Genomic DNA, 14,384 nt, shown 5'->3' on the forward strand with positions numbered 1-14,384 from the left:
ACGGCGATCTTGGGACAGGGCTTACCGGTGCGCGAAACGCTACTCGGGCCCGCCCTTTCGATTGGCCCTTCGCCGCAACAAAAAAGCCCCGCTCACGCGAGGCCTTTTTTTCCGAGTTCCGAAGCGAGGAGGATCAGACGGCGATCCGCTCTTCGCCTTCGTTCGGTTCACGAAGGACGTAGCCGCGTCCCCAGACGGTCTCGATGTAGTTCTTGCCGGAGGAGGCGTTGGCGAGCTTCTTGCGCAGCTTGCAGATGAAGACGTCGATGATCTTGAGCTCGGGCTCGTCCATGCCGCCGTAGAGATGGTTGAGGAACATCTCTTTCGTGAGGGTCGTGCCCTTCCGCAGCGAGAGGAGCTCCAGCATCTGGTACTCCTTGCCGGTGAGATGGACCCGGCTGCCGGTGACCTCGACGGTCTTCTGATCGAGATTCACGATCAGGTCGCCGGTGGTGATGACCGACTGGGCATGGCCCTTCGAGCGGCGGACGATCGCATGAATGCGGGCAACCAGCTCGTCCTTGTGGAAGGGCTTGGTGAGGTAATCGTCGGCTCCGAAGCCGAGGCCCTTCACCTTGTCCTCGATGCCGGCCATGCCGGAGAGGATCAGGATCGGCGTCTTGACCTTCGCCACACGCAGATTGCGCAGCACCTCGTAACCCGACATATCGGGGAGGTTCAGGTCGAGAAGGATGATGTCGTAATCGTAGAGCTTGCCGAGGTCGATACCTTCCTCGCCGAGATCCGTCGTGTAGGTGTTGAAGCTCTCCGACTTGAGCATCAGTTCGATGCTCTGCGCGGTTGCGCTGTCGTCTTCGATCAGAAGTACCCGCATCGTCGGTCCCCAGCCCAGCCGGCCGTATTCAGCGTTCGGGCAAGCCCCCGCCATTCGTCCACCACCGGCCCGTGGCGGACGCTCCCTCGTCATAGACGTGAAACGCTAATGGTTAATCGTTAACAAAACCTGATTCTCGGTGGCAAGCACAGAATTGAACGTTTCCGAAAATGATGCTGCGACCGATCGGCGATCCGGCCCCGAGAGGTGAGGGGCCGGCGGAAGCATTACACGAAAACATTCAGCTAAGCACTTGATAGATTTGCCTTCGTCGACAGCTGTATCTCAACTGACACGCCCAAGCGATGCATCGTATCCCGAACGAACGAAAGTCCGTTCATGAATGACGACGGACCGCTTCAAGCCCGATGTACGCAGTGTTAAGGAGGGAGGTAAATGAATCGTTGAGAGACGCGCAGATGACGGACCGGCCCCGCGTTTCTCCCACGCTGAATCTCGCTGCGGCCCAGGCCGCACTCGCCGGCATCCAGACCCTGGAGACGTTCGGTCGCGTCGTGGCGATCAAGGGCCTGCTGGTCGAGGTCGCCGGGCCGGTCGCTGCCATGCGGCTCGGCGGGCGCCTGGACATCATGGTGGAGCATGGCGGCGGCGCCGTCCCTTGCGAGATCATCGGGTTCCAGGGCGACCGGGCACTGGCCATGCCGTTCGGCTCGCTCGAAGGCGTTCGGCGCGGCTGTCCGGCCATGGTGCGCGACGAGGCCGCCGGCGCGATCCGCCCCTCCGCCGGCTGGCTCGGGCGGACCATCGACGCCCTCGGCCGACCGGTGGACGGGCTCGGCCCGCTGCCGTCCGGCCCGGCCATCTACCCCCTGCGCGCCGATCCGCCGCCGGCCCATGCCCGCCGCAGGGTCGGCCCGCCGCTGGATCTCGGCATCCGCTGCATCAACACCTTCATCACCATGTGCGCCGGCCAGCGCATGGGCATCTTCGCCGGCTCCGGGGTCGGCAAGTCCGTCCTCCTCTCCATGCTCGCCCGCTACACGGCAGCGGATGTGGCGGTGATCGGCCTCGTGGGCGAACGCGGGCGCGAGGTGCAGGAATTCCTCCAGGACGATCTCGGCCCCGCCGGTCTCGCCCGTTCGGTGGTGGTGGTGGCGACGTCGGACGAGCCGGCCCTCATGCGGCGCAACGCGGCCTACGTCACCCTGGCCATGGCCGAGTACTTTCGCGATCAGGGGGCGCAGGTTCTCTGCATGATCGATTCGATCACCCGATTCGCCATGGCCCAGCGCGATATCGGCCTCGCCGCGGGCGAGCCGCCCACCGCCAAGGGCTACACGCCGACGGTGTTCAGCGAATTGCCGCGCCTGCTGGAGCGGGCCGGACCCGGCACGGGGCAGGGCGCGATCTCGGGCCTCTTCACCGTGCTGGTGGAGGGCGACGACCATAACGAGCCGGTGGCCGATGCGGTGCGCGGCATCCTCGACGGGCATATCGTGATGGAGCGCGGCATCGCCGAGCGGGGGCGCTATCCGGCCATCAACGTCCTGCGCTCCGTCTCGCGGACCATGCCGCGCTCCTGCGACCCCGTCCATCTGCCGACCGTGAGGCGCGCCCGGCGCATCCTTTCCACCTATGCCGACATGGAGGAACTCATCAGACTCGGCGCCTACAGGGCCGGCGCGTCGGCGGAAGTGGACGAAGCCGTCGGGTTGATGCCAAGTATCGAGGCTTTTCTGGGTCAGAGTAAGGAAGAAGCAACCTCGATAGGCGAGGGTTACCAACGGTTGGCAGCGATCGTCGGCGGCGCCTGAGTGACGTCCGGAACGTCTTCTCTCTCGTCTCCGGCGCCGACGGCGCCGGCCTTTCGTGCGTGGCGTGGAATGGGACCCTCAATATGAAATCGCGTGACACGTTGATCCGGCTGCGCCGCTTCCAGGTCGACGAGAAGCGTCGGCGGGTGACGCAAATCGAGATGATGATGGCCGATTTCAACCGGATGGCGTCCGAGCTCGACCGCGAGGTCGCCTACGAGGAAGGCCGCGCGGGCATCACCGACACCGGCCATTTCGCCTATCCGACCTATGCCCGCGCCGCCGCGACCCGACGGGACAACATGCGCCAATCCGCGCTCGCCCTGGAAGGCCAGCTCACGGACGCCAAGGCCGAGCTCGGCGAGGCGTTCGAGGAGCTCAAGAAGATCGAGATCCTCGAGGATCGCGAGCGCACGGCGGAACGCGTCGCCGAGGCGGCCCGCGATCAGGCGGCCATGGACGGTATCGGCCTCTCCCGCATCCGCGCCTGAACGAGCGGCGCGGCGGGCGGCACGAAGTCGTCATGTTCACATGACATCTGTCCGGGTAATGCCTGGGCCGGCCGTCTCGCTTGCGATGCTCCTCGCGGTCGTGCAGGTAGGCTGGGCTGTGGGGGCATGACCGGTTCGTGATGAAGACAATCAAGGATTTCGCCTGGCCGCTCATCGGCATCCTGGCGATCGCCATCTCCGGTTACTTTCTCTACCAGGAGCTGAAGACGACCTCGATGGCGGCGGTATGGGCGGCCATCGTCGCCATTCCGCCGCATCGCATGGTGCTGGCCGGGCTCTCCACCCTCGTCGCCTATGCGGCCCTGGCCTGGTACGATCGGATCGCGCTGCTGCATCTGGGGGTGCGCGGCATCTCTTGGTTCTTCGTGGCGGTGTGCTCGTTCACCACCTACGCGCTGTCCCATAATATTGGTGCCTCGGTCTTCTCCGGCGCCCTGGTCCGCTACCGGGCCTATACGGCCAAGGGCCTTTCGGCCGCCCAGGTGGCGGTGCTGGTGGCTCTCTGCTCCTTCACCTTCTTCCTGGGAACGGTCCTCCTCGGCGGTATCGTCCTCGTGGTCGAGCCGCAGCTGCTCTCGCGGCTCAAGGGCATCCTGCCGGGCTTCCTCACCGACCCGAAGACCGCCCTCATCGTCGGAATCGGCCTTCTGGCCTTCGTCGCGCTCTACGTCGCCGGGTCGATCCTGCGCCTTCCGCCGCTCCACATCCGCAAGTTCAAGCTCGAATATCCGCGCCCGGCGATCATGGGACGCCAGCTCCTGGCGGCCCCCCTCGAACTGCTCGGCGCCGCCGGCATCCTGTATTTCGCCCTGCCGGAAGCGGTGAATCCCGGCCCGATCGCGGTCATCGCGATCTTCCTCGCCTCGTTCTCCGTCGCCCTGGTCTCGAACGCCCCGGGCGGGCTCGGCGTCTTCGAGCTCGTCTTCATCACGGCGATGCAGATCACCGATCCCGGCCAGAAGGACGCGATCATCGCGGCCGTCATCGTGTTCCGGGTGTTCTATTTCTGGATCCCGGCGCTCATCTCGGTAGTGGTCGTCCTGCTCTACGAGCGCTCACGCCTGGCCGACCTCGCGAAAGCGCCGCCGGCCTCCGCCGTGCCCGCGCCCCCCGTCGTCGCTCCGGGCATCGATCCGAACAGGATCGAGAAGCGGCTGGAGAAGAAGCCGCTCTGAGAATCCGGTCGTTCGGATGTCCCAGCGGGCACCTGTGCCAAGGTCCATCATCCAATCAGATCACCTCATCCTGAGGAGACGAAGCGCAGCGAAGGCCTCGAAGGAGACTTCCAGTGGTCGCGCGATCTCTGGACGTCTCCTTCGAGGCCGCTACGCGGCACCTCAGGATGAGGCAGAGCTTTGGGAAAACGGCTCAAGGAGCCTTTAGAGCGCCGCGGTACGGTCGGGCGGACCCTCACCGTGATTCCGGATATCGGCCTCAGACCGAACCGACCGTCCGCAGCCGCGCGCGCGGGTGGATCTCCGCCTGGCTCATGACGGCCGTCTCGCGGCGGAAGCGTTCGATGATCGAGCGCACGAAAGGCCGAGCCTGAGCCGAGGTGACGAGGACAGGCATCTCGCCCATCCGCGCGGCCTGTTCGAAGCGGTCGCGCACCGTGTTGACGAATTCCGACAGCTTGGAGGGCTGCATCGCGAGGTAGCGCTCGTCGCGCTCCCCGGCGATGGATTCGAGGAACGTCTGCTCCCAGAGCGGCGAGAGGGTGATGATCGGCAGCATGCCGTCATGCCCCTGGTACTGCGCGCAGATCTGGCGGCCGAGACGGGCGCGGACATGCTCGACGATGTCGCGCGGATTCTTCACATGGCCCGCCACCTCGGCGATGCCTTCCACGATGGAGCCGAGATCGCGGATCGAGACCCGCTCGGCGAGGAGGTATTGCAGCACGCGCTGGATGCCCGTGGTGCCGATCTGCGAGGGCACCACCTCCTTGACGAGGTCGGCGTGGTCCTTCGAGAGCTCCTTCAGCAGCTTCTGCACCTCCACATGGTTGAGAAGCTCGGAGACATGCGCCTTGATGATCTCGGTGAGATGGGTCGAGACCACGGTGGCCGCATCCACCACGGTGTAGCCCTTGAGCTGCGCTTGATCGCGCAGGGAGGCGTCGATCCAGGTGGCGGGCAGGCCGAAAGTCGGCTCCAGCATGTGTTGCCCGGGCAGCTGCACCTGTCCGCCCATCGGGTCCATGGCCATGAACTGACCGGGGAAGATCTGACCCGTGCCGGCCTCGATCTCCTTCACCCGGACCACATAGGCGTTGGAATCGAGCTGGACGTTGTCGAGGATACGGACCGAGGGCATGACGAAGCCGAGTTCTGCCGCGAGTTGGCGGCGCAGGGCCTTGATCTGGTCCGTCAGGCGGTCCTGGCCCTCCTGCCCGTTGACGAGGGCGAGGAGCGCGTAGCCCATTTCCAGTTTCAGATCGTCGAGCTTGAGGAGATCGGTCACCGTCTCCTCCTTGGCGGCCTGGGCGGCGGCCACGGCGGTGGCGTCCATCGGCGCACCGTCGGAATCGAGGGGCGGGGCCTCGCGGGCGACCTTGGCGAAGTGCCATGCGGCGTAGCCCGAAGCGCCGGCGAGGGCGAGGAAGGGCAGCATCGGCATGCCCGGCAGCAGCGAGAGCAGAACCATCACGCCCGACGACATGCCGAGCGCCTTCGGGTAGTTGGCGAGCTGCTTGCCGAGCGCCTTGTCGGCCGATCCCTTCACGCCCGCCTTCGAGACGAGGATACCGGCCGCCGTCGAGACGATGAGGGCCGGAACCTGGCTGGCGAGGCCGTCACCGATGGTGAGCAGCGTGTAGGTCTTCGCGGCGGCACCGAAGGGCATGCCCTGCTGGGCCACGCCGATGATGATGCCGCCGATGACGTTGATGAAGGTGATGAGCAGCGCGGCGATGGCGTCTCCGCGCACGAATTTCGAGGCACCGTCCATGGCACCGAAGAAGGAGGATTCTTCCTCCAGCGCGGCGCGCCGGGCCTTCGCCACCTTCTCGTCGATGAGACCGGCCGAGAGATCGGCATCGATCGCCATCTGCTTGCCGGGCATCGCGTCGAGGGTGAAGCGGGCCGCGACTTCCGCGATACGGCCCGAACCCTTGGTGATGACGACGAAGTTCACGATGATGAGAATCGCGAACACGATGATGCCGATGACGAAGTTGCCGCCCATCACGAAGTTGCCGAAGGCTTCGATGACGTGGCCTGCAGCCGCCGTTCCCTCGTGGCCATGGCCGAGGATGAGGCGCGTCGATGCGAGGTTCAGGGCCAGCCGCAACAGGGTCGCGACGAGGAGCAGGGTCGGGAAGACGGTGAATTCGAGCGGGTTGTCGATGAACAGGCCCGTCATCATGATGATGACCGAGATGATGATCGAGACGGCCAGCAGCAGGTCGAGCAGGAAGGCCGGCAGCGGGAAGATGAGCACCGTGAGGATGCCCATCACCGCCGTGGCGAAGAACAGGTCGGTGCGCTTCGACAGAGCGGTGAGGTTGGCGCGGTTGGGCATCGCGAAACTCGCGAACTGCCCCAGACCCGGCCCCTGAGCCGGCGCGGCGGCGCCCGTCTCGCTCATACTCGACACCCTTCACGTCCCACGTGGACCCGGCAAGAATTGCCGGGCTCAGGGTTAGCGAAGAGTTAATTTTTAAGGACTGCCACCACCAAATCCGGCTCGTTGGCGACCGAACCGGCTTGAGGGGAGGGGCGCTAGGAGGGGAGGGAGGCTCGCTTCCAGAAGAGAGCGCTCTCGGCCGCCTCTAATACGGCGCCGAAAGCATCGATTGCTGGGCGCGGAGTGATCCGCCGAGAGATGCGCCCGACCACGTCGGGCCGGGGCACATCTCCAGGCCTTCCTGGTGCCGCGCTCTTTTTCGCCGAACCGGAATCCGCTTCGGCGCAGAGCGCTCCGGCCGGAACGAGGCAGGGGCAGATCAGCGATCGCGGGTCTTGGTGGTCCGGCTATCCTGCGTCTTGTTACCATCGGCTGCCGGAGAGCCACCGGGGACTCCGGTATTTCCCGATCCGCCGCCGCGCTCGCCGCCCGTCATCTCCTTGCCGGTCTCGACCTTCTGACCTTCGGCCCCCGTTGGAGCCCCGCTGGCGCCCGGCGACCCTGTACCCTGTTGAGCCGTTGCGGTCCCGACCGGGACCATGCCGAGTAGAGCGACGAGTGCGAGCAAGCGAATGTTCGACATAGGCATTCTCCGTTACTGACGGCGGTCAATAAATACTCATCCTTCATGTTCCAAACCTAATGAATACTAAGCAAAATTTAAGGATTTGCGCGAAAATACATATACCTATGTTTATCATGGTGCCAAAGTGTCATTCATGACTTGCGAGAAACGACGGGGCTTCCGTGATGCTTTCACCGCGCAGATCGAAGCCTCCGGAGGCCCGGCCCATGGACCCGTCCAAAGCCATCCCCGACTCTTCTCATGCTCGGCGCATTCGGGCGACGCCGGAAACCCGCCGCGGCCTGAGCCGGGCGGGTTGACGGCTCGGGACGGAGCCGTGCGGTGGGGCGGAGATCTCGCGGCCAGTCTCGCCGTCACGCGCCGAAGAGGAACAGGTCGTCCTGAGCCATTTTGAGGTCGGCGAGGTGGACGTCGTGCAGGATGATTTTGTTGCTGCTCTCGACGCCGCGGAACGTCACCAGCGTATCCTGCCCGCCATTCATCGAACGGAACATGAGATCGCCGGACTCCACACCCGCGATGGCCACAGCGATGCGATCGTTCTCGACATCGAGGCCATAGAGGTTGTCGCGGCCAAAACCCGCGGTGAAGACGAACAGGTCCTCTCCCGAATTGGCGAACAGCTTGTCGGCATCCGCGCCGCCCCCGATCGTCGCTCCACCCGCACCGGCCTTGATGCGATCGTTGCCGGAATCGCCGTGCAGTGCGCTCGGTGCCACGGAGCTTCCGACAAGTACGTCATTGCCTTCGCCGCCGGTTGCGTGGCCGCCCCGCATGCCGAGGGTGATGACATCGTTCCCACCCTCTCCGGCGAAGCTGGGCAATCCGGTCGTCCCTTTGAGAACATCGTCGCCGTCGCCGCCCCTGATAGAGACGTATCCACCACCTGCGATGATCGTGTCGGCATCCTGAGTGCCGACGATCGTGCCCGGAAGTCCGATCTTGCTGGTTTGGATGATAGTCACGCCCGCCGTGACGGCGGAGAGGTCCAATTCGGAGCCCGCACCGAGATGAATGGTCTCGACATTCTGCAGCGTATCGTCGGTGAAGACGAAACTGTCTCCTCCCTGCAGGAACAGTTTGTCCATGCCGGCATCGCCGTGAACGCTCGCGCCTGCCTCCCTTACGACGAGGCGGTCGTCGCCGTCACCGCCCCAGAACGTGTCGGCCCCGCCCATGCCGCGTATCGTGTCGTCGCCCGCACCACCGCGAAGAATGTCGTCTCCCACGCCGCCCTGAATGATGTCATCGAAATCATGCCCATTCAGCGTCACATTTCCAGTAGTATCGGAGAAATTTATGTTGAAACTGACTTTATATTGTTCAAGGATATAATCTTCCGACAGATTGTTGATGCCATTATAGAGCTGTGAAATCACATTCCCATAGGGATCGTTGTTGATCTGACCGCGAAATTTGTACTTTGCGCCGTCATCGTCATAGATCGCGTTCGATATCGATATCGCAAGGCTCGCGTTAGGATCGAATTCAATGCCGTACGTATACTTGATCGAAGGCATGTCCCGCTCCTCGCTGCATCGCAACGTTCAGGTCGATGCACGACGAAAACTCGCCAGGATCTCGTCGCAATCTGCCGTTTCTAGAAACCAGATGCGAAGTGATGCGGCAATTGCATAAAAAGGACTAGAAACCGGAGAGCCGCTATCCAACTAGTCTATCTGGGAAGGCGTCTTACAAGCCGACACGCCCGTCCATGGAATGCTCGGCAAACCACGCCCCTCGAGCCTTCGCTGGACGGGCAAACCGGAACGGACCTTCAACGGAAGGGACATCAGCAAACGGCAGGACACGGTCTGTTCATCCGGGCCTGCCGAAGCGAGCGCCGACGACCAAACGAACCACTCGGTCTTATCCCCACGCTCGACGACGGGACCGGCAATGACGGGCCACGCTCGAGCCCCCGCGATGCGCAATGCGCCTGATCGCGCAAAACCCGCCGCATGGCGGTCTAAGACCCCCTCGCGTGGCGGTCCAAGCCCCCCTCGCATGGCGCAACGCATGCCGCGTTCCGATGCGCCCGCCCGGTGCCATTGAGACACAGGTACACCGGAGCAATCGCGAAATCGGACGTTTCCTCACCCGATCGGTGCTCTGGTCCCTTGCACGCCGAGAACGCGGCTTGTACAGCACGCCACTCGCGCATCGCCGCCGCCTCTTTGGCTGGCATCGACGTGTGAGACTGGAGGGGTGGCCGAGTGGTTGAAGGCGCACGCCTGGAAAGTGTGTATACCGGAAACGGTATCGCGGGTTCGAATCCCGCTCCCTCCGCCATTTGACCAAGCCAAATCATTGCAATCGCTGCGGAATTTGGCCTGACGACGAGCGACCACCCCCAATTCACCCCACATTTTGTATCGGCTTGTGTCGGCTAAAGCTGGATTTTGCTGGACTTCGCCTCGCGCACGCGAGGCCGAGCGCTTGAAGAGCGTGGCAGCGTTATTGCGGGTAAGCCGTAGGGCCGCATGGCCGCTCTGCCTTTGGGGGCATGAACCCTGGCACATGCTAATTTTCTCGGCACCGAGGCTCAGCACGTCGAGTTGAGCCAACGCAACCGTGTCTTTCCACGAGCGGGACGCAGCCCCTAGATGCCATGCGACGGTGAGTCTGAAGGCAAGGACACGGTAGCGGTGATGCACCCCCTCGACAGCATTGCTTCTGTGCTGGAGAGCACAGGCGAATACCGCGTGCTTAGGAGGGTCGGACCGTTCGTCGATTGCACCGATCAGCCGACCGAGCCTACGTTCATTGGACTGATCCTCGATACCGAAACAACCGGGGTCGATCACACGCACGACGAGGTGATCGAGCTTGGCATGATCAAGTTCGAGTACGGAGCGAGCGGCCGCATCTACCGGGTGCTCCAGGTCTTCAACCAACTCCAAGAGCCGCAGAAGCCGATTCCGCCAGAGATCACGCGACTGACCGGCATCACGGACGCTGACGTGGCCGGTCAACGGATTAATGACGCGGCGGTACAAGCGATGGCTGGCGATGCCGTCGTGGTGATCGCCCATAACGCAAGCTTCGACCGCCAGTTTTGTGAGAGCCGCTGGCCGATCTTCGTTGAGAAGAACTGGGCTTGCACTTGCCATCAAGTGCCATGGCGTGACGAAGGCCACGAGGGCATGAAGCTCGGCTACCTGCTGACCGATTACGGTTTCTTCCATAAGGGCCACCGTGCCATCGACGATTGCCATGCCCTTCGTGCACTGCTGGCAGCCCCCCTGAAGACATCCGGTCGGCTTGCGCTGGCGTGCCTGCTCGAAACCGCGCGCAAGCCCAGTCTTCGCATTTGGGCCGCTGGCTCACCCATCGCAACGAAGGACGTCCTGAAAGCTCGTAGCTATCGCTGGAGCAGTCGGAGGCGGTGCTGGTATATCGACATCGAAGAAGAGCGGTCCGACATTGAGCGCTGCTTCCTAAGCCAGGAAATATTTCAGGGGGAAGTGATCGACCTCCCCACCGAACGCATCACGGCGCGTGATCGGTTCTCCATAAGGGTAAACCCCGAAGCATCGGACTAACTGCCTGAGCTGAGCCAACGCAAACTAGAGCTCCATCGCGTGGCTCGCAGTCAACGATACGTGGCGAAACCGTTGGCGTTTTCCATTTCGAAGCGTCGATGCCGGCGACCTGAGCTATCGATTTGCCTATCCTCATCCACTACGGCGAAGCCCCGAGCTTTGTAGAACTGCACGGCAGAAACATTCTGCGCGAAGACGTGAAGCCAAAGGATCTGGTGACGATCTTGTGCCGCCTGCAGGAGGGCCGATGCCACACCCCGGCTGACATGTGGGAGGTCTACGTACAATGCTGAAATGTAATCTCCGTCATCCACGGTAATGAAGGCAATCACGGAACTATCCACCTCTGCAATCAGGGTTTCCGGGCGGCTCAGCAGAAGTGCGAGATGCTGGCGAGCCTTTATTTGCTCGCTGCTATCTAAGAATGAATGGGAAGTGTGGAAGGTCCGTTCGAAGACCGCGAGCACAGTAGCCTGGTCATCTCCGCACCTGTAGGGTCGTATGTGCATTTATTTCGTGCCCCCTATTCATTGTACAATCCTATAGACTGAACCGACGAGAAATCTTCAGCTGTACTAGAAACGTTTCTGGTGCTGGCTACTTGAGCCTGTGGCCCGCTTCAAATTCGGTGCCGCCGGGAAGGTCTGCCGCCCGGACCCATCGTTCCTATGGGTGGCCTCGCAAGCACCTTGAGCCTTACACAGGCACATGCTTCACCAATGGAACGCATTTCAACGGCGTTGAGGTTTTGGGGGAGATTCACGAGATGAAAGTCACGGTTGAGGTGGATTGTACTCCGGAAGAGGCGAGGCAGTTTATGGGGCTTCCAGACGTCAAGCCGATGCAGGCGGCCGTTATGGCTGAGATGGAAAAACGGGTTCTAGACGAAATGAACCGCTTTTCACCTGAGGCGCTCCTGAAAAGCTGGATGACGCTGATTCCTCAAAGCTCGGAGCAAATGCAGGCTGCCTTCACGAAGTTGTTTCCGCAAGGCTCAGCAGGCAGCAAGCCACGTGCAAAGTAGGAGCATCAACGAAGGGCTTTTCATAGTTCGCGTTTCCGCGGGACGCGAGAAGCTGCAAAAGGCTCACTATCGACGATGGGTTCAAGGGGCGCTTGTGTCGTATTATGGCCTGCCTGATTTCTCACCCATCGCAGATTCCGTTCAATGTGATTGGGTGCGGGCAAACATACTGCAACGAGGCTCGTTAGCACTCTCGCTGATTAAGTGCTAAGCCTCGGCCGCGGGGTAAGCTGTGGAATCTCGGACAGCTGCCTCCCCTGCGATACCGCGCCCTACCGGCGACGGTTGATCGCTAGGAAACCGGATCCAAAACATGAAGTTTCGCCCTCTGCACGACCGTGTCGTCGTCCGCCGCATCGAAGGTGAGGAGAAGACCAAGGGCGGTATCATCATCCCGGATACCGTAAAGGAGAAGCCGCAAGAGGGCGAGGTCATCGCCGTCGGGCCCGGCGCTCGGGACGAATCAGGGCGCATCAACGCTCCCGACGTGAAAGCCGGTGACCGCGTGCTGTTCGGCAAGTGGTCCGGCACCGAGGTCAAGATCGACGGTCAGGACCTTCTGATCATGAAGGAATCCGACATCATGGGCGTCGTCGCCTAGGTCGGTTGCGTCGCTCGCAAACCCGATGACCTGCTCTTTCGAGGCGCCCGCTGTGGCGTGCCTCAGGGCCTTACATCACTGAAGAGATCACCCCCATGGCTGCCAAAGACGTTCGTTTCTCCGTCGATGCCCGCGAGAAAATGTTGCGCGGTGTCGAGCTTCTTGCCAGCGCCGTGAAGGTCACGCTGGGGCCCAAGGGTCGCAACGTCGTCATCGAGAAGAGCTACGGCGCGCCCCGCATCACCAAGGACGGCGTCACCGTCGCCAAGGAGATCGAACTCGCCGATAAGTTCGAAAACATGGGCGCTCAGATGGTGCGCGAAGTGGCTTCGAAGTCGAGCGACATCGCTGGTGACGGCACCACAACGGCAACCGTGCTGGCTGCCTCCATCGTCCGCGAGGGCGTGAAGTACGTGGCCGCCGGCATGAACCCAATGGACCTAAAGCGTGGCATCGACCTCGCTGTTGCTGCGGTCGTGAAAGATATCGGCGAGCGTGCCCGCAAGGTGGCCTCCTCCGAGGAGATCGCCCAGGTAGGCACGATCTCTGCCAATGGCGACAAGGAAATCGGCGAGATGATCGCTCACGCCATGGAGAAGGTTGGCAAGGAGGGCGTCATCACCGTAGAGGAAGCCAAGACCGCCGAGACCGAGCTCGACGTCGTCGAGGGTATGCAGTTCGACCGTGGCTATCTCTCGCCGTACTTCGTGACGAACCCCGAGAAGATGATGGCGGATCTCGAGGATCCGTACATCCTTATCCACGAAAAGAAGCTCGGTTCTCTCCAGGCGCTTTTGCCAATCCTTGAGGCTGTGGTGCAGACGGGCAAGCCGCTACTCATCATTGCCGAGGATATCGAGGGCGAGGCGCTCGCCACCCTCGTGGTGAACAAGCTGCGCGGCGGCCTCAAGGTCGCCGCTGTGAAGGCTCCGGGCTTTGGTGACCGTCGCAAGGCCATGCTCGAAGACATTGCCCTGCTGACCAAGGGCCAGATGATCGCCGAGGATCTCGGAATCAAACTCGAGAACGTCACCCTTGAGATGCTGGGCCACGCCAAGCGGGTACGCATCGACAAAGAGACCACCACGATCATCGACGGTGCCGGCGACAAGGCCGACATCGAAGCACGTGTGGCGCAGATCAAGGCGCAGATCGAGGACACCACCTCGGACTACGACCGTGAGAAGCTCCAGGAGCGGCAGGCCAAGCTCGCCGGCGGCGTCGCCGTCATTCGCGTCGGCGGCTCGACCGAGATCGAGGTCAAGGAGAAGAAGGACCGCGTTGATGATGCGCTTCATGCGACCCGTGCGGCGGTCGAGGAAGGCATCGTGCCTGGCGGCGGCGTGGCGCTCCTTCGCGCCAAGGCGGCGGCTCAGGGCCTCACCAACGACAATCCTGACGTCCAGGCCGGCATTAAGATCGTCCTGAAGGCGCTTGAAGCTCCGATCCGTCAGATCGCCCAGAACTCGGGCGTCGAAGGCTCGATTGTGGTCGGGAAGATCCTTGCCAACTCATCGGCGACTTATGGCTTCAACGCCCAGACCGAGGAGTACGTTGACATGCTCCAGGCCGGTATCGTTGATCCCGCAAAGGTCGTGCGTGCAGCACTACAAGGTGCCGCGTCAGTCGCTGGGCTTCTGGTCACCACTGAAGCCATGATCTCGGATGCTCCGAGGAATGAAGCGCCGGCGATGCCCGGTGGCGGCGGTGGTATGGGGGGCATGGGCGGCATGGATTTCTGATCCGCGTAAAAACCCAAGCTTCCGGTTTGATAGGGCCGCCTTTTGGGGCGGCCCTTTTCAATTTGGCATGCCCCTCAATCGGCTACGAAGCCTATTTCGGCTTGCCGCCTGCACGAACTCCCCGCAGTCCGGTTTCG

General features: G+C 62.5%; 12 protein-coding genes and 1 tRNA gene. 8 read left to right on the top strand and 5 right to left on the bottom strand.

The window, feature by feature from the left end; genetic code table 11:
- Nucleotides 1-133: 133 nt before the first annotated feature.
- Nucleotides 134-835, bottom strand: coding sequence for a response regulator transcription factor CtrA (gene ctrA, locus RQI43_RS08845; protein ID WP_018042682.1), 702 nt, complete (start codon nt 833-835; stop codon nt 134-136).
- A 419-nt stretch (nt 836-1,254) separates the two neighbouring features.
- Here ctrA and fliI point away from each other — a divergent pair, with 419 nt between their 5' ends.
- The 3 genes from fliI (at nt 1,255) to RQI43_RS08860 (ending at nt 4,297) form a co-directional block, all read left to right on the top strand.
- Complete coding sequence (gene fliI / locus RQI43_RS08850) at nt 1,255-2,610, top strand: flagellar protein export ATPase FliI (RefSeq protein ID WP_311274910.1); 1,356 nt, start codon at nt 1,255-1,257, stop codon at nt 2,608-2,610.
- Between the two features lie 83 nt (nt 2,611-2,693).
- Nucleotides 2,694-3,101 (top strand): flagellar export protein FliJ, encoded by a 408-nt coding sequence (fliJ, locus tag RQI43_RS08855; RefSeq protein WP_027174293.1) that lies wholly within the window; start codon nt 2,694-2,696, stop codon nt 3,099-3,101.
- Nucleotides 3,102-3,241: 140 nt separating this feature from the next.
- Nucleotides 3,242-4,297, top strand: a complete 1,056-nt coding sequence (locus RQI43_RS08860) for a lysylphosphatidylglycerol synthase domain-containing protein (RefSeq protein ID WP_311274911.1) — start codon at nt 3,242-3,244, stop codon at nt 4,295-4,297.
- A 259-nt stretch (nt 4,298-4,556) separates the two neighbouring features.
- Here the strand turns inward: RQI43_RS08860 and flhA are convergent, their stop codons facing one another.
- From flhA to RQI43_RS08875, 3 genes are all read right to left on the bottom strand, one after another.
- Entirely contained in the window at nt 4,557-6,710 is a 2,154-nt protein-coding gene (gene flhA, locus RQI43_RS08865) for a flagellar biosynthesis protein FlhA (protein ID WP_311274912.1), read from the bottom strand.
- Nucleotides 6,711-7,068: 358 nt separating this feature from the next.
- Nucleotides 7,069-7,332, bottom strand: coding sequence for a hypothetical protein (locus tag RQI43_RS08870; protein WP_056424916.1), 264 nt, complete (start codon nt 7,330-7,332; stop codon nt 7,069-7,071).
- Nucleotides 7,333-7,688: 356 nt separating this feature from the next.
- Nucleotides 7,689-8,855, bottom strand: a complete 1,167-nt coding sequence (locus RQI43_RS08875; RefSeq protein WP_311274913.1) for a calcium-binding protein — start codon at nt 8,853-8,855, stop codon at nt 7,689-7,691.
- A 682-nt stretch (nt 8,856-9,537) separates the two neighbouring features.
- Between RQI43_RS08875 and RQI43_RS08880 the strand changes: the two genes are divergently transcribed.
- Nucleotides 9,538-9,627: transfer RNA gene (locus RQI43_RS08880), tRNA-Ser, on the top strand.
- Nucleotides 9,628-9,986: 359 nt separating this feature from the next.
- A complete protein-coding gene (locus RQI43_RS08885; protein ID WP_405030582.1) occupies nt 9,987-10,880 on the top strand; it encodes a 3'-5' exonuclease in 894 nt (297 codons plus the stop codon).
- A 50-nt stretch (nt 10,881-10,930) separates the two neighbouring features.
- Here RQI43_RS08885 and RQI43_RS08890 read toward each other — a convergent pair whose 3' ends face one another.
- A complete protein-coding gene (locus RQI43_RS08890; protein ID WP_311274915.1) occupies nt 10,931-11,347 on the bottom strand; it encodes a GNAT family N-acetyltransferase in 417 nt (138 codons plus the stop codon).
- A gap of 299 nt (nt 11,348-11,646) precedes the next feature.
- On the opposite strand from RQI43_RS08890, the gene RQI43_RS08895 reads away from it, so the two are divergent.
- From RQI43_RS08895 to groL, 3 genes are all read left to right on the top strand, one after another.
- Nucleotides 11,647-11,904 carry a DUF6489 family protein gene (locus RQI43_RS08895; RefSeq protein ID WP_311274916.1) on the top strand — a complete coding sequence of 86 codons (258 nt, stop codon included), beginning with the start codon at nt 11,647-11,649 and terminating at the stop codon, nt 11,902-11,904.
- Between the two features lie 313 nt (nt 11,905-12,217).
- The gene (gene groES / locus RQI43_RS08900) at nt 12,218-12,505 is read left to right on the top strand and encodes a co-chaperone GroES (protein ID WP_311274917.1); all 288 of its coding nucleotides are present in this window, start codon (nt 12,218-12,220) and stop codon (nt 12,503-12,505) included.
- A 95-nt stretch (nt 12,506-12,600) separates the two neighbouring features.
- Entirely contained in the window at nt 12,601-14,247 is a 1,647-nt protein-coding gene (gene groL, locus RQI43_RS08905; RefSeq protein ID WP_311274918.1) for a chaperonin GroEL, read from the top strand.
- Nucleotides 14,248-14,384 lie beyond the last annotated feature (137 nt).

Source organism: Methylobacterium sp. WCS2018Hpa-22, assembly GCF_031843785.1.
In the GTDB taxonomy this organism is placed as follows: domain Bacteria; phylum Pseudomonadota; class Alphaproteobacteria; order Rhizobiales; family Beijerinckiaceae; genus Methylobacterium.

What these genes read in the sequence shown, in the direction of transcription:
- RQI43_RS08870 (WP_056424916.1), bottom strand. Translation starts at nt 7,332, where the DNA reads ATGTCGAACATTCGCTTGCTCGCACTCGTCGCTCTACTCGGCATGGTC.
- flhA (WP_311274912.1), bottom strand. Translation starts at nt 6,710, where the DNA reads ATGAGCGAGACGGGCGCCGCCGCGCCGGCTCAGGGGCCGGGTCTGGGG.
- groL (WP_311274918.1), top strand. Translation starts at nt 12,601, where the DNA reads ATGGCTGCCAAAGACGTTCGTTTCTCCGTCGATGCCCGCGAGAAAATG.
- RQI43_RS08860 (WP_311274911.1), top strand. Translation starts at nt 3,242, where the DNA reads ATGAAGACAATCAAGGATTTCGCCTGGCCGCTCATCGGCATCCTGGCG.
- fliJ (WP_027174293.1), top strand. Translation starts at nt 2,694, where the DNA reads ATGAAATCGCGTGACACGTTGATCCGGCTGCGCCGCTTCCAGGTCGAC.
- RQI43_RS08875 (WP_311274913.1), bottom strand. Translation starts at nt 8,855, where the DNA reads ATGCCTTCGATCAAGTATACGTACGGCATTGAATTCGATCCTAACGCG.
- fliI (WP_311274910.1), top strand. Translation starts at nt 1,255, where the DNA reads ATGACGGACCGGCCCCGCGTTTCTCCCACGCTGAATCTCGCTGCGGCC.
- groES (WP_311274917.1), top strand. Translation starts at nt 12,218, where the DNA reads ATGAAGTTTCGCCCTCTGCACGACCGTGTCGTCGTCCGCCGCATCGAA.
- RQI43_RS08895 (WP_311274916.1), top strand. Translation starts at nt 11,647, where the DNA reads ATGAAAGTCACGGTTGAGGTGGATTGTACTCCGGAAGAGGCGAGGCAG.
- ctrA (WP_018042682.1), bottom strand. Translation starts at nt 835, where the DNA reads ATGCGGGTACTTCTGATCGAAGACGACAGCGCAACCGCGCAGAGCATC.
- RQI43_RS08885 (WP_405030582.1), top strand. Translation starts at nt 9,987, where the DNA reads ATGCACCCCCTCGACAGCATTGCTTCTGTGCTGGAGAGCACAGGCGAA.